The organism is Bacteroides mucinivorans, assembly GCF_034654355.2.
Lineage (GTDB): Bacteria > Bacteroidota > Bacteroidia > Bacteroidales > Bacteroidaceae > Bacteroides > Bacteroides nordii.
The window spans coordinates 2,162,168-2,180,640 of sequence record NZ_CP178179.1 but is presented as its reverse complement, the minus strand read 5'-3'; the positions used below and the strand labels follow the sequence as shown (position 1 = coordinate 2,180,640).

At 40.0% G+C, this 18,473-nt stretch carries 14 protein-coding genes; 6 read left to right on the top strand and 8 right to left on the bottom strand.

Features of this window, described 5'->3' with window-relative positions; translation table 11 throughout:
• The 5 genes from VCM39_RS07845 (at nt 1) to VCM39_RS07825 (ending at nt 7,005) form a co-directional block, all read left to right on the top strand.
• The gene (locus VCM39_RS07845) at nt 1-2,466 is read left to right on the top strand and encodes a polysaccharide biosynthesis tyrosine autokinase (RefSeq protein WP_321029075.1); all 2,466 of its coding nucleotides are present in this window, start codon (nt 1-3) and stop codon (nt 2,464-2,466) included.
• 71 nt (nt 2,467-2,537) lie between these two features.
• Nucleotides 2,538-3,206 (top strand): tyrosine-protein phosphatase, encoded by a 669-nt coding sequence (locus VCM39_RS07840; protein ID WP_322933436.1) that lies wholly within the window; start codon nt 2,538-2,540, stop codon nt 3,204-3,206.
• Nucleotides 3,207-3,241: 35 nt separating this feature from the next.
• The gene (locus VCM39_RS07835; RefSeq protein ID WP_322933437.1) at nt 3,242-3,937 is read left to right on the top strand and encodes a CpsB/CapC family capsule biosynthesis tyrosine phosphatase; all 696 of its coding nucleotides are present in this window, start codon (nt 3,242-3,244) and stop codon (nt 3,935-3,937) included.
• A 56-nt stretch (nt 3,938-3,993) separates the two neighbouring features.
• Nucleotides 3,994-4,470, top strand: a complete 477-nt coding sequence (locus tag VCM39_RS07830; RefSeq protein ID WP_221651284.1) for a UpxZ family transcription anti-terminator antagonist — start codon at nt 3,994-3,996, stop codon at nt 4,468-4,470.
• 546 nt (nt 4,471-5,016) lie between these two features.
• Nucleotides 5,017-7,005 (top strand): glycoside hydrolase family 97 protein, encoded by a 1,989-nt coding sequence (locus VCM39_RS07825; protein ID WP_221649348.1) that lies wholly within the window; start codon nt 5,017-5,019, stop codon nt 7,003-7,005.
• 340 nt (nt 7,006-7,345) lie between these two features.
• Here the strand turns inward: VCM39_RS07825 and VCM39_RS07820 are convergent, their stop codons facing one another.
• Entirely contained in the window at nt 7,346-8,671 is a 1,326-nt protein-coding gene (locus VCM39_RS07820; RefSeq protein WP_002561526.1) for a PhoH family protein, read from the bottom strand.
• A gap of 133 nt (nt 8,672-8,804) precedes the next feature.
• Between VCM39_RS07820 and VCM39_RS07815 the strand changes: the two genes are divergently transcribed.
• A complete protein-coding gene (locus VCM39_RS07815; protein ID WP_221649349.1) occupies nt 8,805-10,103 on the top strand; it encodes a bifunctional folylpolyglutamate synthase/dihydrofolate synthase in 1,299 nt (432 codons plus the stop codon).
• Here VCM39_RS07815 and VCM39_RS07810 read toward each other — a convergent pair.
• From VCM39_RS07810 to VCM39_RS07780, 7 genes are all read right to left on the bottom strand, one after another.
• Complete coding sequence (locus VCM39_RS07810) at nt 10,071-10,445, bottom strand: RidA family protein (protein WP_221649350.1); 375 nt, start codon at nt 10,443-10,445, stop codon at nt 10,071-10,073. The genes VCM39_RS07815 and VCM39_RS07810 overlap by 33 nt on opposite strands.
• 485 nt (nt 10,446-10,930) lie before the next feature.
• On the bottom strand, nt 10,931-12,634 hold the full coding sequence (locus VCM39_RS07805) for a S1 family peptidase (protein ID WP_221649351.1): 1,704 nt from the start codon (nt 12,632-12,634) through the stop codon (nt 10,931-10,933).
• Between the two features lie 145 nt (nt 12,635-12,779).
• Nucleotides 12,780-13,526, bottom strand: a complete 747-nt coding sequence (rlmB, locus tag VCM39_RS07800) for a 23S rRNA (guanosine(2251)-2'-O)-methyltransferase RlmB (RefSeq protein WP_221649352.1) — start codon at nt 13,524-13,526, stop codon at nt 12,780-12,782.
• A gap of 122 nt (nt 13,527-13,648) precedes the next feature.
• Entirely contained in the window at nt 13,649-15,313 is a 1,665-nt protein-coding gene (recN, locus tag VCM39_RS07795) for a DNA repair protein RecN (protein WP_322933438.1), read from the bottom strand.
• A 126-nt stretch (nt 15,314-15,439) separates the two neighbouring features.
• Nucleotides 15,440-16,348, bottom strand: a complete 909-nt coding sequence (locus VCM39_RS07790; RefSeq protein ID WP_221649354.1) for a DUF4835 family protein — start codon at nt 16,346-16,348, stop codon at nt 15,440-15,442.
• Between the two features lie 38 nt (nt 16,349-16,386).
• On the bottom strand, nt 16,387-17,580 hold the full coding sequence (coaBC, locus tag VCM39_RS07785) for a bifunctional phosphopantothenoylcysteine decarboxylase/phosphopantothenate--cysteine ligase CoaBC (protein WP_322933439.1): 1,194 nt from the start codon (nt 17,578-17,580) through the stop codon (nt 16,387-16,389).
• Nucleotides 17,581-17,645: 65 nt separating this feature from the next.
• A complete protein-coding gene (locus VCM39_RS07780; protein WP_221649356.1) occupies nt 17,646-18,431 on the bottom strand; it encodes a 3'-5' exonuclease in 786 nt (261 codons plus the stop codon).
• Nucleotides 18,432-18,473 lie beyond the last annotated feature (42 nt).

Here is an 18,473-nt window from a genome sequence, read left to right as displayed (position 1 = left end):
ATGAGTACTGAACAAAAAATTAATAAAGAATCAAAAGTCTCCAAATCTTCTGAACAGGAAGAAGAAATTAATATTGCTGATATTCTACAGCTAATATGGAGTAACCGTTATTGGTTTATACTTTCCATTTTCCTGTGTGTAGGTATTGCCTTCTTTTATTTACAATCTTCGTCCAAAATATATAGTCGTAAAGCCTCTGTTTTAATACGTGATGATTCGAAAGGAGGCGGTTTAAGTGAATCCTCCGCTTTTGCAGATTTAGGACTTTTCGGAGGAAAACGGAACGTAGATAATGAAGTGCTTATATTTCAGTCCCGCCATTTAATGGAAGAAGTTGCACGCCGTCTGCATTTAGATATTAGTTATAAAATAAAAGAAGGATTAAGAAATAAAGAACTTTATACACACTCTCCAATAATACTTTCTTTTCCTGAAGCAGAAGAGAGGCAAGCAATCCTTGTAACAGTAACTCCCATCGATTCAACTAAAGTCAGGCTATCTGATCTGCAAATGAGTGTTGGAGATGGAGAAATCACTTCAAACGAGGTACTGGAAGTAAACTTACATGATACAATACAAACTCCAGTCGGTACAATGGTAGTAATGCCAACTTTGTATTATTCAGACAATTTTTATGAGAAACCCATCTCAGTCACTAAATCTAACATGGAAAGGATTGTAGATACCTACCAAAGTAACATGGAAGTATCTCTTGCAAGTAAAACTGCAACAATCATTAATCTGACTCTAAGAGATGTTTCAATAGCACGTGCAGAAGATATTATCAACATGGCAATTGCCATTTATAATGAAGACGCAATCAATGATAAAAATCAGATAGCTGTCAATACTTCAAACTTTATTAATGATCGTCTGATAATCATCGAACGTGAACTCGGTGGAGTGGATGCCAACATTGAAGCATTCAAACGTGAAAATCAACTGACCGATATCACGTCAGAAACAGGTATGTATCTGGCAAACACAAGCCTTTATCGCCAGGAAGGACTTAGCCTCGAAAATCAACTAAGTATTGCTAAATATATTAAAGATTATTTAGTAGATCCTCAAAAAAACGCAGACCTAATCCCTGCCAATACCGGTATTTCTGACAACAGTGTGGAATCTCAAATCAGTGAGTACAATGAAATGTTGCTTAAACGTGATAAATTGGTTTCAGGCAGTAGTAGCAAGAATCCCATTGTTATCGACCTGAACAATTCTCTGGCTGCAATGAAACAGACGATTATCCGTTCCGTGGACAACTTAATCGTTGGATTGAACATCAAATTAAAGAATAACCGGGAACATGAAGAGCAAACCCAGAAACGTATTGAAGCTGTGCCTGCTCAACAAAAATATGTACTAACCGTAGAACGCCAACAAAAAATTAAAGAAGAGCTTTATCTCTATTTGCTGAACAAACGTGAAGAGAATGCTTTAACACAGGCTATCACAGAAAGTAATGCACGTATTATCGATCCGGCATCGGGTAGTAGCAAACCTGTAGCTCCCAGAACAATGATAATCTTATTTGCTACTGTTCTGATAGGGGGTGCCATTCCTTTGGTATTCTTCTGGTTACAAAGCACATTGGATACCAAAGTGCGTACCCGTAAAGATCTGGAAGATGCTCTAAGTGTACCCATTCTGGGTGATATTCCCCAATGTAGTGAGAAAGACAGAAAAGAATCTCCTATCATTGTTCACGAGAATAGCCGTAGCCCAATATCCGAGGCATTCCGTATTATCCGGACTAATATGGACTTCATGCGTGTGAAAACTGAAAACCTTCAGGTAGTAATGCTGACATCCTCTAATCCCGGAGCCGGGAAAACATTTATCTCATGTAATCTGGCTATGAGTATCGCCCAAATGAATAAGAAGGTTATCCTGGTCGATGTGGATATCCGTAAAGGTACTTTGAGCAATATTTTCACTGATATTCCGGCTCGTATGGGACTTACCAATTATTTATCGGGAAAAACAGATAAAATCGAAGATATTATCATCACAAATGATAAATATAAAAATCTCGATATCATCTTTGCCGGTCCTGTCCCTCCCAATCCTGCCGAACTTCTTCTGAGCGAACGTTTTGACCGTATGGTTACAGAGTTAAAAAAACACTATGACTATGTAATTCTGGACAACGTACCGGTAGACATCGTAGCCGATGCTTCAATTATCAATCGAGTAGTAGACCTAACCATCTATGTAGTACGTGCCGGAGTGATGGATCATCGCCAGCTTCCGAATCTGGAACGAATGTACGAACTGGATAAATTACGTAATATAGCCATCGTACTTAACGGAGTCAATTATGACCGTAAAGGCTATGGTTATGGATATGGGTACGGTTATGGATACGGCTATGGATATGGAAATGATGAAGGACGAAAAAGCAAAAACAAAAGTTTGACAAAGCGTTTGAAAAAACGTATCTCCAATCTTTTTAATAAATAATCAAAAACTACTCTATGTTTTCCTGGCTTTCATCAAAAACAAATATTTTAAAATCGGGACTCTTAAAGGGCATGACAGACGTCCATGCCCATCTCCTTCCCGGAGTAGATGACGGGATGGCTTCTGTAGAAGAATCCCTTGCTGCCATTGAATACCTGCATGAAATAGGTGTCAGAAGAATCTTTCTCACACCTCATATTATGGAAGATATCATTGAAAACCATCCCGACTTTCTTCAAAAGCGTTTCGAAGAGTTTTGTAAAAAGAGTAAATCTCCTGTTGAGCTCCGGTTGGCCGGCGAGTATATGCTGGACACAGGATTTAAGAAACAGACGGAAGAGGGATTGCTGACTCTGGGTGATCACCATGTATTAGTGGAGACCTCCTATTTATCGGCACCTCCTGACCTCCGTCACATGCTTTATGAGTTACAGGTAAGTGGCTATAAACCCATTATAGCACATCCGGAACGATATTTGTATATGCGCGAAGAGGAACTGGTTGCACTAAAGAAAAATGGTTGTAAGTTCCAGTTAAATCTGATGTCATTGGCAGGTACATATGGCAAAAGAGTATTACAACGGTCTCAAGTATTATTAAAAGCAGGTTTTTACGACTTTGCAGGTTCTGATCTTCACCATCTGGAAATTTATGTGGATGCCCTTTCACGAATACGGTTATCACGCTCACAGCAACAATTAGTAAAGACATTAATAGACTACAATAACCTTCTTGAATAAAAAAAGAAACTGTACCTACATTAAAAGAAAGATTAATGATTTATACTGACTTTCAGCCCTACATCTTACCAGGTACAGATGCCTGGGCCTTATCTCCGGACAAATCAATGGAACTGTTGAACTATCTGGAAGATATAGGAATAAAGCAGGTGACATGTGTTCCACCTGTGAAAAAAGAGAATCCTGAGAACACAACAAAGAATCTCGAGAAAGTATTCAATAGTTTAAAAAATCAGTATAAAGGAAGCATTGAACTAAAACTTTCTGCCAGATATCGCCTGGATAATGCTTTTGAAAAGATGCTGGATACTGAAAAACTATTAACCATTGACGAACAAAAAGAATTGCTTATTGATGTTCATCCTCTGCTAAAAAATGATAAGTTCTGGGAAGTGCTTGACTCTATTTTAAATGCAGGTTATATCCCTGTAGTCATGCAACCGGAACGATGTATTTATTGGGGAACAGAGGACTTTGTACGGCTCAAAGAAAAAGGTTGTAAGCTCATGATGAATCTCTATTCTTTCTTTGGATACAACGGGGATGATGCCCTGAATTATAGTAGAATGTTACTAAGAAGAGATCTGTACGCATATGCTTTTTCCGGAATAGAAGATACCAAAATAATGCACTACAGTGAGTATTTCAATTCAAATGAAGATGAATGGACAACAGGCTTGTCTAAATTAGGCATTACCATCGTATGCAATAAAGTAAATACTCTACAATAAGAGATAAATAACAAAATCACTCTTTTAAATGCTACTAATTTAAATTCAATAATCATATGCTAACAACTCAAATTCAGGAATTAAAACATTTAGCCCACGAACTGTTATATCTGGGTGTAGATGATTCACTTATATATGCAGATTCACTCTGCCAACAGAGCAAAGAAGTACTGCAAAAAGCAAATGCTTTGTTCACAGCTCAAGCCTCTACGGACGAAGAAGAAGCACTCCTTTGCCTCGTTTTGTTAATGGGATATAACGCTCTTATCTATACCAATGATATAGAAGCCCGAAAGCAAACAATTCTGAACCGCTCATGGAAAGTATTGGAAAAACTCTCTCCTTCTCTTTTGAAATGTCAACTACTGACCTATTGTTATGGTGAAGTATTTGATGACGAACTGGCAGCAGAAGCTCATGACATAATAGACAGTTGGGGGAAAAGAGAGTTAACAGCGGAAGAACAAGAGATTGTAGATACACTGGCAAATCTGGAAAAGTATCCTTATCCGTGGAGTGAAATCACCGAATAAGTAACTATGAATAAAAATGACACAACAACAGAATTAATAGTTTTTTGAAGGCATATAGTACTGTTATTCAATCTCAGTACTGTATTTTCCCGAAAGGGAAACAGGGAGTTGGTCTGATGTGAATCACGCCAGTTTCTTAATATTATTGTTTGTTTGTGTTTCCCCCTTCTGACCAGGCGTGGCCAGTAAAGGGGGAATTTTTTATTCACTTCTATACGGTATTTCACCACAGAGTAACACAGAGTTTAAATCTTTATTGAAACGCAGATTTTCGTAAAGGGAAACAAATCTAAGATAAAGAACTACAGTCTTTTAATCTGTGTTTATCTGTGTTAATCCGCGTTTCATCAGATAAATAATACTCTGTGAAACTCTGTGCTACTCTGTGGTGAGTTTTGCTCATATCTATTCAATTATAAATCAAACCTATCTCAAACTCAGTTTTTTATATTTTTTCATTGTATATTTGTAACAACTTTATATATCACAACACGATTTCATATTAGCGACCTAAATAACCAAGGTCTAATTAAACATTTATATACCATGAGAAAACTAAAAATGACTCTGCTGTGCAGCCTGTTTCTGATAACCACAGTTTATGCACAAAAACAATTTACGTTGACTTCACCCAACGGACGTATCAGTACAACTATTAACATCGGCGAAAAAATCACCTATGACATTACACATGATGGACAGTCTGTCCTGTCCCCCTCCCCTATTTCATTAATGTTAAGTGATGGAGAAGTATGGGGCGACAATGCCAAACTATCCCAAAGTAACAAACGAAGCGTGAATGAAACAATCCTTTCACCATTCTACAAGAAAGATAAAATCCAGGATACATATAACGAATTGAAACTGACATTCAAAAAACAATGGGGATTGGAGTTTCGTGCATACGACGATGGAATAGCTTATCGTTTTATCAATCAACGGAAAAAGCCATTTAATATCCAAAGTGAAGAGGTCAATTACCAGTTTAACGATGATGCTATGGCTACAGTGCCCTATGTAAGGCCCGGAAAAGATGGAGATTATGAGTCTCAGTTTATGAATTCATTTGAGAACGCTTATACCACCGACCGGCTTTCAAAACTAAACAAAGGAAGAATGATGTTTCTGCCGCTGGTAGTCGAAGTAGGGAACGGAAAAAAAATCTGTATCACAGAATCGGATCTGGAAAGCTACCCCGGACTCTATCTGACTAACGCAAACGGCAATAACAGCCTGACCGGCAAGCAAGCTCAATACCCCAAAGTTACCAAACAGGGTGGGCACAACATGCTACAAATGCAAGTACAACAACGCGAACACTATATAGCCAAAGTGAATGGCCCACGGACATTCCCCTGGCGCATAGCGATCCTCTCTACTACAGATAAAGATTTGGCAAACAGTGACATGACTTACAAGTTAGGAGCGGCCTCACGAGTGGCTGATATCTCATGGATCAAACCCGGTAAAGTAGCATGGGACTGGTGGAATAATTGGAACATTGACGGAGTAGACTTTGTATCCGGAATCAACAATGCAACTTATAAATATTACATAGACTTTGCAGCAGCACATGGTATTGAGTATGTTATTCTGGATGAGGGCTGGGCAGTAAACCTGAAAGCTGACCTGATGCAGGTTGTAAAAGAGATCGACATCAAAGAACTGGTAGATTACGGCGCGAAAAAGAACGTAGGCATCATCCTATGGGCAGGTTTTCACGCATTCAACCGGGATATGGAGAATATCTGTAAACACTATGCCGATATCGGTGTGAAAGGATTCAAGGTAGACTTTATGGATCGTGATGATCAGGAAATGGTAGACTTTAACTACCGTGCCGCTGAAACCTGTGCAAAACACAAACTGATACTCGACCTGCATGGCACATACAAACCTGCCGGAATGAACCGCACATATCCCAATGTTCTGAACTTTGAAGGAGTGCACGGACTGGAACAAATGAAATGGAGCCCTGCTGTAGACCAGATGAAGTATGATGTCATTATTCCTTTCATCCGCCAGGTGGCAGGACCTATGGATTATACGCAAGGTGCCATGCGCAATGCGGCAAAAGGTAACTATTATCCTTGCAATTCAGAACCAATGAGTCAGGGTACAAGATGTCATCAACTGGCCATGTACGTTATACTGGAATCTCCGTTCAATATGCTTTGCGACGCACCAAGCAACTACATGCGCGAACCGGAATCACTGGATTTTATTGCAAACATACCCACCGTATGGGACGAAAGTATCACTCTTGATGGCAAGATCGGCGAATATATAGTAACAGCCCGCAGACACGGTAATACCTGGTATGTCGGTGGAATGACTAATTGGGATGCACGCGACATAGAGGTCGATTTATCATTCTTAAAAGAAAAAGGGAAAACAGTTACCTTGTTTAAAGATGGTATAAACGCACATCGCAGCGGACGGGACTATAAAAAAGAAAACATCAAGTTGAATGATAAAGATAAAGTGAAAATACATCTCGCACCCGGAGGTGGATTTGCAATGAAAATAGAATAAGGGATCAAATAAAAATCTTTGTTAGTGTTATTTTTAACACTTTTGACAAGCCTGTTTTTTATTGCTTAAAAGTACGTACTTTTACAGTATAAGAATACGTATTTAAGACGCTGTTAATATGCATTTTAACAAGGTATTAAATACGTATTTTCATGGAATAAAATAAGTAAGCCGGATCTATACATTCAGATAATCTGCCAACAGTATTTTTCATTTGATCCAAAATAAGGATACTTCTTACAGATACAAGAGAGGCAACTAATTCGTAATGAATTAATTGCCTCTCTTGTATCTGTAAGTGGGGACATTCAAAAAGTATCCCTATTCTTATTATGAGTCATTACATCAAATTACTTGCCAATTCACTCAACTGGCTACGCTCACCTTTCACCAAATTGACATGGGCAAAGATATTCTGCTCTTTCATACGATCAATCATATAAACTAATCCATTGGATTGACTGTCCAGATAAGGCTGGTCAATTTGCTGGATATCTCCGGTAAACACCATCTTAGTACCTTCACCCGCACGGGTAATGATCGTTTTTATTTCGTGAGGAGTAAGATTCTGAGCTTCATCAATGATACAATAAGTTTCACTCAGACTACGTCCACGAATAAATGCCAATGCTTCAATAACCAATTGCTCACTTTTCTGCATATCTTCCAGACGTTTCACTTCAGTGGAATTAGCAGCAAACTGGCGTTTGATTACATTCAGATTATCAAATAAAGGCTGCATATAAGGAGCTACCTTCTCTTTTGCATCACCCGGCAAAAAGCCCAGATCTTTATTGGAAAGAGCCACAATAGGACGTGCCAATAAAATCTGCTTATAATCAATCAGATTGCCTAAGGCAGCAGCCAATGCCAAAAGAGTTTTACCAGTACCGGCCTTACCTGTCAAAGCAACCAGTTTCACATTGGGATCATTCAATATTTCAAAAGCAAAACTTTGTTCGGCATTGCGAGGTTCAATTCCATAATTCTTCGTTTTATTGACCCGGCAAACCGTATGGGTAAAAGGATTGTAACGGGCAAGTACACTACTACGATCACTTTTCAATATAAAGCACTCGTTAGGACGAATAATATTTTTAAAATCAAACTCGTTGATATCCAGTCCTTCCCGGGCAGAATAGATCTGATCGATTAGCGTAGGATCAATTCCCTCAAATACTTCATTGGACTTCTCAAAGATATCTACATTCACCACTTTGTCAGTAATGTAATCTTCACAAATCACACCAATAGAACGGGCTTTCATACGTAGATTGACATCTTTAGTCACTAATATAGTCTTCATATTAGTATGCTTGTGCGCCAGATAATCTGCTACAGCCAGAATCTGATGATCGGGCTTACGTGAAGGAAAAGAATCACGTACAGCCGGAGAATCGACTTCACCCGTAATAACAAACAAACGTCCCAGTCCCTCTCCTAATGAGGCACCACTCGTAAAAAGATTATCATCTGTAATCAAATCGAGTTCTCTGACAAATTCGCGGGCATTGTAATTAATCTGTTCATTCCCTTTTTTGAACTTATCCAGTTCTTCAATCACTACGATGGGGAGATAAATATCATTCTCTTGGAAATTCTTCAAGCAATTGTAGTCGTGAAGGATAACATTTGTGTCAAGCACAAAATTTTTCTTAGTTCCCATACTCTTCTTAGATTTAAAATGTTGATATTTGCAATCCGTTAAAGCAATCAGTCACTACGATGAAGGATTGTGGCACCTAAGATAAGAAATAAAAGGGCAATAAAGATTTCTTGCCAGTTAAATATTATAAAAGATGGACTATCAGAACACTTTAACGTACTTATATGAGAGTGCACCCATGTTCCAGCAAATAGGAAGCGGAGCATATAAAGAAGGACTGGAAAACACTAAAATATTAGATGAATACTTCGGACATCCTCATCGTGAATACCGTACCATTCATGTAGGAGGAACGAACGGTAAAGGATCCTGTTCCCATACGCTTGCCGCCATTTTGCAAGAAGCAGGTTACCGGGTCGGGCTTTATACTTCTCCCCACCTTGTCGATTTTCGCGAACGTATCCGTATCAACGGAGAGATGATGCCTGAAGAATATGTTATAAACTTCGTAGAAAAACACCGGTCTTTCTTTGAACCGCTCCATCCCTCCTTTTTCGAATTGACTACAGCTATGGCTTTCCGTTACTTTGCCGATGAAAAGGTGGATGTAGCAATCATTGAAGTGGGACTGGGAGGACGACTCGACTGCACCAATATCATTGCTCCGGATCTATGTATCATTACTAATATCAGCTTTGACCATACACAGTTTCTAGGTAATACACTGGCAAAGATTGCAGGAGAAAAGGCGGGAATTATTAAAAAGGAAATCCCGGTAATAATTGGAGAAGCGACAGAAGAAACCCGACCGGTATTTGTTGAAAAAGCGAAAGAGAGGGATGCTCCCATCGTATTTGCAGAAGATAATACACTTGTCTTAAATGCGAACTCCCAAAGCAATATGCTGGTATACGAAACTCAGGAGTATCCCCGTTTGGAAGGAGAACTTGGAGGATGTTATCAGATAAAAAACACCAATACAATACTGCATGCTTTAAAAGAGCTGAAAGCTCTGGGATATCGGATTGAAGAGAAAAGTGTTCGTAATGGGTTTTCTCATGTCAATGAATTGACAGGACTAATGGGGCGATGGCAGAAATTGAGTGATGCTCCCCTGTTAATATGCGACACGGGACACAATATCGGTGGAATTACGTATATCACCCAACAAATAAAATCGATCCCATACCACCATCTGCACATTGTAATAGGTATGGTAAATGACAAAGACATTCGCGGTGTATTAAGTCTGTTGCCTCAGGAAGCGAGTTATTATTTCACAAAAGCAAGTGTAAAACGAGCCTTGCCGGAAGGAGAATTGCAAAGTATAGCCAATGAATTTGACCTGAAAGGTACTACCTACCCAACAGTGGAGAGCGCCGTACGTGCAGCACAAGAAAAAAGCCTCCCCAAAGACTTTATCTTTGTAGGAGGCAGTAGTTTTATTGTTGCAGATTTATTAGCGAGCCGCAATGCACTCAATCTCAACTAAGGCATCTTTCGGCAAAGCTTTCACTGCCACAGCAGAACGGGCCGGGAAGTCTCCGTTGAAATAAGTTGCATATACGCCATTCATACCGGCAAACAAAGACATATCCTGCAGAAATACAGTCGTTTTGACAATGTCCGCCATTGTCAGTCCGGCTGTTTCCAGGATGTGCTTAATATTTTCTAAAGACTGGCGAGCCTGTGCCTCCACTCCTTCCGGCATTACTCCGGTAGCAGCATCGATAGGCAGTTGTCCTGATACAAACACCATACCATTGGCTTCAATAGCCTGACTGTAGGGTCCGATCGCTCCCGGAGCCTTTTCACTACAAATTACTTTTTTCATTCTATTCTCTATTTTATTATTAATGATGTACAATGTGTCAATTAACACACACAGTTAACCTGCCAACCGGTGTATTCAGCTCATTAACACGTTATTTTACGCTTCGAAGATAGTAAAAAAAAGATTCTGATAAAAATTCTAAGAAAAAAAGCAGAAGCCAATGCAGTATTCTGCATACCTCCGCATTTACTATATAGTTATACAAGAGAAAATACAAGACTAACTTTAAGGAACTAAAACCTGAGCTTGACTAAGTAAGGAGATGAGAGAGAGTGTTTTTATGGAAATCTCCAAAAAGAAGCCCCTATCCAACTGCGTGGACAGGGGCTTCACCATTTCTGTGAAGTTTTTTAGTAAGTTTTTGAGTTGGTAAGTTGATGAGTTTTTAAGTTGATGAGCTTTTAATACATCCTTTCTATACATATAGTATCATATGAGGATTTACTATGAGAACTCAAAAACTTACCAACTTACCAACTCAAAACCTATTTACAGTGTTTCTTTATCAATTCATCCACATTGGCATCACCCAGTTCCTTTGCCTTGGCAAAGTTGGCACAAGCCTCTTCTTGCTTTTTCAATTGTATCAGGCAGATTCCTTTCAAACGATAAGCTTCAGCATATTTAGAATCAATTGCTAATACCTCATCCAACACTTTCAGCGCTTCCTCATAACGTCCCACACGTAAATTTATTACTGCCTGTTCAGCACGATAAGTCAGCTCTTTCGGATTGAGTTCAATAGCTTTAGCAATATCATCCAGAGCACGCTGATACTGACGGGCCTTAAATTCCGCCTGCTCACGGTAATAATAGAATACATCATTCACTTGTCCATTTACTGCTTTGAAATAAGTGTCATAATCAAGCATTGCCGAACGATATTCTCCTGCATTCATATTCATCTGGGCGCGCTCCAGCACGTAAGGAGCATTATCTGCGGAAACCGGTTGTGGACAGTGCGCTACGCAACTATCCATCACAGCAAGTACTGCCTTCGGATCGGCATTCATTAATTCCATCGTTTTAGCAGCACTGAAGAAGGTAGCAGGTGAAGCAAGATTGGTACGATTCACTTTTTCGTAGCTAACCAATGCTGCCGGATAGTCTTGCTTTGCAAACTGAATATCTCCTTCCAATTGTACATAAACAGACAAAGAATCAATAGCCAATGCTTTATGAACATACTCTAAAGCCTTGTCATACGTCCAATCTTTATAGACTTTCTCAGGTTTGCCAAGTTGGTAACTATAAATCTGTTTTGCCATATTATAGTACACATCATCTTTCTTCTGTGCTACTTTTAAGGCTTGTTCCATATCGGCCGCTGCTTTATCAAACGCAGCATCATCCTTTGCATTAAAAACAGTTGTTGAAGCCCGGCGAAGATATCCATCCGGACTGTTCGGAAACTGCTTCACAAAATCATCCAATAAAGACATATATACTTCGGGAGTAGATTGTGAAGAAGCCATATATAAATACACGAGTGCCTGTTCTTCTGTTTCAGGTAATCCTTTTTTGATACCAATATTCCGCAAAGTAAGATCACCGAGAGACAGTGCACTAATGCTTTGAGACATGGCAAAAGCGGCTCCGGCAGCATAACAGATGCTGGTAGTATCCTTGCCGGATGACTTCTGTGCAAGCCCGAACACCTGACCATCCGTTGTAGCCACAGGACAGCTCACCATCTTGTCTTTCAAACGCATATCAAGCGTATAATAATTATAATTCTCTCCTACCTTAGTCACCTTTTGTACTTTTCCCGGTGTACACGTACGATCTTTCTGAGTAGAATACGGTAGCAGATACACCTCTGCCCCTACAGCAGGAGCTGTAGTAGCTATTACCAGCGCAGGAACTTTCTTCTCAGTGATAGCCACGCGAAACTTGATAACATCATACATATCATCTGCTCCGAGAATAGCATTTACCGGCATCTGTTTTCCTTCAAAGTTAATAATAACGGCACGTTCCGCTCCTTTGAAAAGAGAATAATCCGACAGGGCTATACCATCTTCAGTAACGAAGAAGCCATTTCCGGTATTGAGTATTTTATCGTTCTTGTCGTAAGTCACTACAGAGAATACAGCACGCTTAGCTTTTTCTACCCACTTAGGGGCTTGTGCCATGCTCCATTGTACCGACATACAAATAAGTATTAAAGGTAACAGAATCTTTTTCATAAATTAAAAATTAAAAAGTTAGTAGTTAGTAGCTGGCAGTTAGAAGTTAGTAGTTAGAAGCTGGTAGCTGGAATCCATTCGGTTTAAAAGTTATCACGCTGCATAGATTCTGACTACTGACTACTAAATTCTAACTACTCAAAGTTTAAAGGTCACTGTGACGTTGTTTCACAGCCTCATATATCAAAATGCCGGCAGCCACAGATACATTAAGTGATTCAATACTACCCAGCATCGGAATCTTCACCCATTCGTCACATAGTGCAAGATTCTCATAAGATACTCCTTTGTCTTCGGCCCCCATAATAATACATGTCGGAGTAGTATAATCGGCTTTCGTATAGTCATAATCTCCTTTCTCGGTGGCAGCCACAATATGAAAGCCACTATCTTTGAGGAACTGTAAAGTACTCTTCAAACTTTGTTCACGGCAAACAGGTAGAGTATGCAAAGCTCCCGCAGAAGTTTTCACAGCATCTGCATTTACCGTCACACTACCCCGGGCCGGAATGATAACGGCATCCACCGCAGCACACTCACAAGTACGGGCTATAGCACCAAAATTACGAACATCCGTCATACCATCCAGCATTACGAAGAACGGATTCTTACCCTGTTCAAACAAAAAAGGTACAAGATCTTCCGTCTTCTGATAAGTCACAGAAGAGATAAATGCTACTACTCCCTGATGATTCTTACGGGTAATGCGGTTGATACGCTCTACCGGAACACGCTGCACCGGAATAAGCATACCTTTCAAGGCTGCAAACAACTCTTTTGACAAATCACTCTGGATATCTTTCTTTACCAGAATTTTATCAATCTCTTTACCTGCTTGTATAGCCTCTATTACGGCACGAACACCGAAAATCATTTCACTTTGATCAATCATCTTATTTATTTACTATTTAACTATGTACAATTTACTATAAAAAAATACTCTCTATTTGCGATTCTTCCATTTCTACATTTACTCTTCCTGCCTTACGCAGCTAGATCGTAAATAGTAAATCATCAAATCGTAAATCCTAATAACGCTTTTGCATTACTCAACGCTGCCTCCGTCAAAGTAGCACCGCTCAGCATATGTGCTATTTCTTCCACCCGTTCTTCATCAGTAAGACGACGAATGTGGCTATTTGTCTCAGTATCACTATCACGCTTATACACCTTATAATGTGCACATCCACGGGAAGCGATCTGCGGCAAATGGGTGATACTTATCACTTGTCTTTCCTGCTCTCCCATCTCCTGCATAATGTCTGCCATGCGATCAGCAATCTCACCGGAAACACCGGTATCTATTTCGTCAAACACAATGGTAGGGAGTTTTACCGCTCCGGCTATCATTGCCTTAACAGATAACATGACGCGAGCGATCTCACCACCGGAAGCTACAGACGAGATGTTTTGCAATGCACTGTTCTTATTGGCAGAGAAAAGAAAGTTAACCGTATCCTCCCCCTGCAATCCGGGTTCTTTGCGTACCCCCATCTCTACCTGAAACCGCACATTAGGCATACCTAGCGGCACTAACCTGGAAGCCATCTGCTTCTCTACTTCACGGGCAGCAGTAACACGAGCCTTCGTAAGAACCCCGGCTTGTTTTTTCACATTATTATATTGGATATCTCTTTCGGCTGTCAGAGCAGCAATACGATCGTCAAACGAAGTGATAGCCGACAATTTCTCTTTATATCCCTCCGTCAATCCTATTAACTCCTCAACAGTCTGCACACGATGCTTTTGCTGCAAAGAATAGATCAGATTCAAACGGTCGTTAACTTCATCCAGACGAGTGGGATTAAATTCTATATTTTCACTCTGGGTACTAATTTCATCTACTATGTCTTTTAGCTCAATGAAACTACTATGCATACGTTCTGCAAGTTCCGTTGCAGGTGAATACACCTTTTGTAAGGCAGAAAGAGAACCAGAACTTTCTTTTAATGCAGCCAATAAACCACCCTCATCGGAAGTAAAAACCTGTTCAATACGGTATAGCCCTGCTTTTATTTCTTCAGCATGGCTCAATGTTTCCGACTCCTGTTCCAGCTCTTCTTGCTCACCTTCGACAAGATGTGCCTCTTCAAGCTGTTCAAGCTGAAAACGAATATAGTCTTCATCCTCTTTACTTTGTCCGGCCAACGAAATCAACTCGTCAAGTTCTTTATCCAAACGCTTCCAGTCTGTATAAAGCCGATGATAAGTGTTCAACGCATCATCATTGTGTGCCAAAATATCAAGTACGTTGAGCTGGAAACCTTCCTTATTCAATAATAAGTTCTGGTGCTGGGAATGCACATCAATCAGCTGTTCACCCAATTCTTTCATTTGTGTCAACGAAGCCGGGGTATCGTTAATGAAAGCCCGGCTCTTGCCCGACGCTTGCACTTCACGACGAAGAATACATTCATCTTCATACTCAAGTTCATTCTCTTCAAAAAAAGGTTTCATACCATAGGAAGAAATATCAAAACGAGCTTCTATAATACATTTAGATGCCCCCTGACGGATCGCTTTCACATCAGCCCGCTGCCCTAACAGCAAACCAATAGCCCCCAATATAATTGATTTCCCGGCACCGGTTTCACCCGTGATGACAGAAAATCCTGTATCGAAGTGGATATCCAACTTCTCTATTAAGGCATAATTCTGAATATACAGTGAACGTAGCATATATAATAACGTGCTAATATGCCAATTAGTCAATGTGCCAATTGGCTGTGCACATAATTTTATTAATTATTTAATTATTTAAATCTCTCTATTCTTTAAGTCTCTTTTCATTGGCACACAGGCACATTATTTTGATTTGATCTTGTCCCATACGCTATTTTGCGAAGGATTAATATTTGAAAGAATCTGATATACCTGTTCTCGTTCATTCTGAGCTGCAGGTGATTTTCCACCATAAATATTGACCAGTTCGTCTTTCTTTATTTCCGTAAATATCACAGGCAATGAAGACATAGGTTTAGTATCACGCGCCTGTTTCAATCCGGCAAGTGAAGCAGTAATAGCCGCACGCGCACGGGTGGCATTGGTTACCATTTCATCCATTCCTTTTCGATGATACTCATACATCATCTGACGAAGCGGACTCATACCCTCATCCAGATAGTCGGAAACAATAGCATAACGGTTACGACTATCATCAAAAGCCTTCCAACCTTTTTCATTCAAAGTTTGTGCAGCAGTCACTACATTCTCAGCTGCACGAAAAAGCTCTGTTCCACCTTTTAGTGACATCGTATCCATATCCAGGCCAATCATCAGATAGGCATAATAGGCAATAACAGCAGTGAGATTATTATCTATCAGATTATCACGTAACTCCAACGGATCAAACTCACGATAATTAAACTCTACATTATTATCCTTGAAAGTAAACACGGTAGACTGATAACCAGACTGATAAACCGGACGGGTGGATTGCACTATAAGCTCACACGTCCATCGACCTTCATTCTCATTATATCCTTTCACAGTAAGATTCATGGAACAACGAATACGCTCATTAATCTCGTACTGTGCTTGTGTCCAGTGGCGTTCATTGATAAATTCGGTCAGTGCGGTTTCAAGTGTTTTGAATACCTGCACATTCGTTCCCTGCACCTGAGCATGGTTGACAGTCACTTTACAATCAAGTTCCTGGGCCGAAAGAAACAGAGGAAATAACCATACCGCAAAAGCACTCAATATCTTCCACATTACATCACACCTTATGTTCCATATCCCCCCAATCCGCTTCATTGCAATTCCTCCACCAAACGGTTAATTATATCTTGTGCAACCTCCGGCTTCGACTTCAGCGGATAATCCGTATGTCCTTGCCGATCAATGATGCTGATCTTATTTGTATCATAACGAAATCCTGCTCCGGAATCGTTCAAAGAATTAAGTACGATAAAATCAAAATTCTTCCGTTCCAGCTTACTCTGGGCATTGTGCTGCTCATCATTCGTTTCGAGTGCAAAGCCTACCAATTTCTGCTTTGCTGTTTTAATCCGTCCCAGCGTAGCAGCAATATCCTGTGTAGGCTTAAGACGAAGCGTCAGATCGTCGTTCTCCCGCTTTATTTTATAGCCGGCTGTCGTTTCCGGTGTAAAATCTGCCACAGCAGCGCAAAGAATACCAGCATCAGCCTGCTGAAAATATAATTGTGCCTGATTGGCCATCTCAGCAGCACTTTCCACATCAATACGATGAATACGCGGATGGGATGTCTGTAAACACACTGGGCCAGTAACCAACATCACTTCTGCACCTCGACCGGCACACTCTTCGGCAAGTGCAAACCCCATCTTTCCGGAAGAATAATTACCAATAAATCGTACCGGATCTATCTTTTCGTAAGTCGGACCGGCAGTGATCAATATCTTTTTCCCTGCCAGATCACCACTGGCCGAAAAATAAGCATTAAGAACACGAATAATATTTTCGGGCTCTTCCATACGTCCTTTCCCCACAAGATGGCTCGCCAAAAATCCCGTACCAGGTTCTATGATATGATTGCCATACGAACGTAAAATGTCCAGATTCTTTTGAGTGGAAGGATGAGCATACATATCGAGATCCATTGCCGGTGCTACAAAAACAGGTGCTTTGGCAGACAGATAAGTAGTAATCAGCATATTGTCGGCAATGCCGTTTGCCATCTTACCGATAGTAGCAGCAGTGGCGGGAGCTATCAGCATGGCATCTGCCCAAAGGCCAAGATCCACATGACTATTCCATGTACCATCCCGCTGTGCAAAAAACTCACTAATAACAGGCTTGCTGGTTAACGCCGACAGTGTGATAGGAGTAATAAATTCCTTCCCTGCAGGAGTAATAACTACCTGCACTTCAGCACCCAGCTTTATAAGTCCCCGAATAATATAACAGGCTTTGTAAGCAGCAATACTACCAGTGATCCCAAGAATTATTTTTTTACCTTTCAATTTTGTGATTTTTAATTTATGAATTATGATTTATCGGCTATACTATGTGTCGCACCCAACATAAATCATAATTTATAATTCATATTACTCATTTCTCTCAGCCTGATTTTTGTCAACATCGCTTTGGTATTGAGTGTAAAGTCACTATTCAGAATCCAACTGTAATATCCCGGATCTTTCTTCAAAACTTCTATCACGGACTGACCTTTATACTTACCGAAATTAAATACTTCTACCCCATTATCATCATATACCATACGCCCGGCAAAATCTACATTCTTATTGAAGCTGGAGTAATCTGCCAGAAATGCAATATCATTCTGCAACTCTTCTGAATAGCGGTCAAGCTGTGCTTTCAATACCTCATAGGTAGCACGGGTATCGGCTTCGGCAGTGTGTGCATCTTCCAAGCTTTTCTCACAATAAAACTTATAAGCAGCAGAAAGTGTACGCTGCTCCATCTTATGGAAAATGACCTGAACGTCTACAAATTTACGTTTACTAATGTCTATATCCACTCCTGCTCGCAAAAATTCTTCTACCAGCACAGGTACATCAAAACGGTTAGAGTTGAATCCTGCCAGATCACAACCTTCAATATCATTGGCTATATTTTTTGCTACTTCCTTAAAAGTAGGGCAATCTGCCACATCTGCATCAAAAATCCCATGCACGGCAGAAGAAGCTTCAGGAATATGCATTTCCGGGTTGATACGCATGGTTTTAGTCTCTTCATTTCCATTTGGATGTACCTTGAGGTAACAGATTTCTACGATCCGGTCTGTATTGATGTTTGTACCTGTCGTTTCAAGATCGAAAAAAACGATAGGATTCTTAAGGTTTAATTTCATATTCTGTTTAAAGTCTTTATCTGTAAAAAAAATAAAAGTTGA

Coding starts and splice junctions, on each gene's coding strand:
- VCM39_RS07845 (WP_321029075.1), top strand. CDS start 1: ATGAGTACTGAACAAAAAATTAATAAAGAATCAAAAGTCTCCAAATCT.
- VCM39_RS07830 (WP_221651284.1), top strand. CDS start 3,994: ATGCTAACAACTCAAATTCAGGAATTAAAACATTTAGCCCACGAACTG.
- rlmB (WP_221649352.1), bottom strand. CDS start 13,526: ATGATTGATCAAAGTGAAATGATTTTCGGTGTTCGTGCCGTAATAGAG.
- VCM39_RS07810 (WP_221649350.1), bottom strand. CDS start 10,445: ATGAAAAAAGTAATTTGTAGTGAAAAGGCTCCGGGAGCGATCGGACCC.
- VCM39_RS07815 (WP_221649349.1), top strand. CDS start 8,805: ATGGACTATCAGAACACTTTAACGTACTTATATGAGAGTGCACCCATG.
- VCM39_RS07820 (WP_002561526.1), bottom strand. CDS start 8,671: ATGGGAACTAAGAAAAATTTTGTGCTTGACACAAATGTTATCCTTCAC.
- VCM39_RS07825 (WP_221649348.1), top strand. CDS start 5,017: ATGAGAAAACTAAAAATGACTCTGCTGTGCAGCCTGTTTCTGATAACC.
- VCM39_RS07780 (WP_221649356.1), bottom strand. CDS start 18,431: ATGAAATTAAACCTTAAGAATCCTATCGTTTTTTTCGATCTTGAAACG.
- VCM39_RS07805 (WP_221649351.1), bottom strand. CDS start 12,634: ATGAAAAAGATTCTGTTACCTTTAATACTTATTTGTATGTCGGTACAA.
- VCM39_RS07835 (WP_322933437.1), top strand. CDS start 3,242: ATGATTTATACTGACTTTCAGCCCTACATCTTACCAGGTACAGATGCC.
- VCM39_RS07840 (WP_322933436.1), top strand. CDS start 2,538: ATGACAGACGTCCATGCCCATCTCCTTCCCGGAGTAGATGACGGGATG.
- VCM39_RS07790 (WP_221649354.1), bottom strand. CDS start 16,348: ATGTGGAAGATATTGAGTGCTTTTGCGGTATGGTTATTTCCTCTGTTT.
- recN (WP_322933438.1), bottom strand. CDS start 15,313: ATGCTACGTTCACTGTATATTCAGAATTATGCCTTAATAGAGAAGTTG.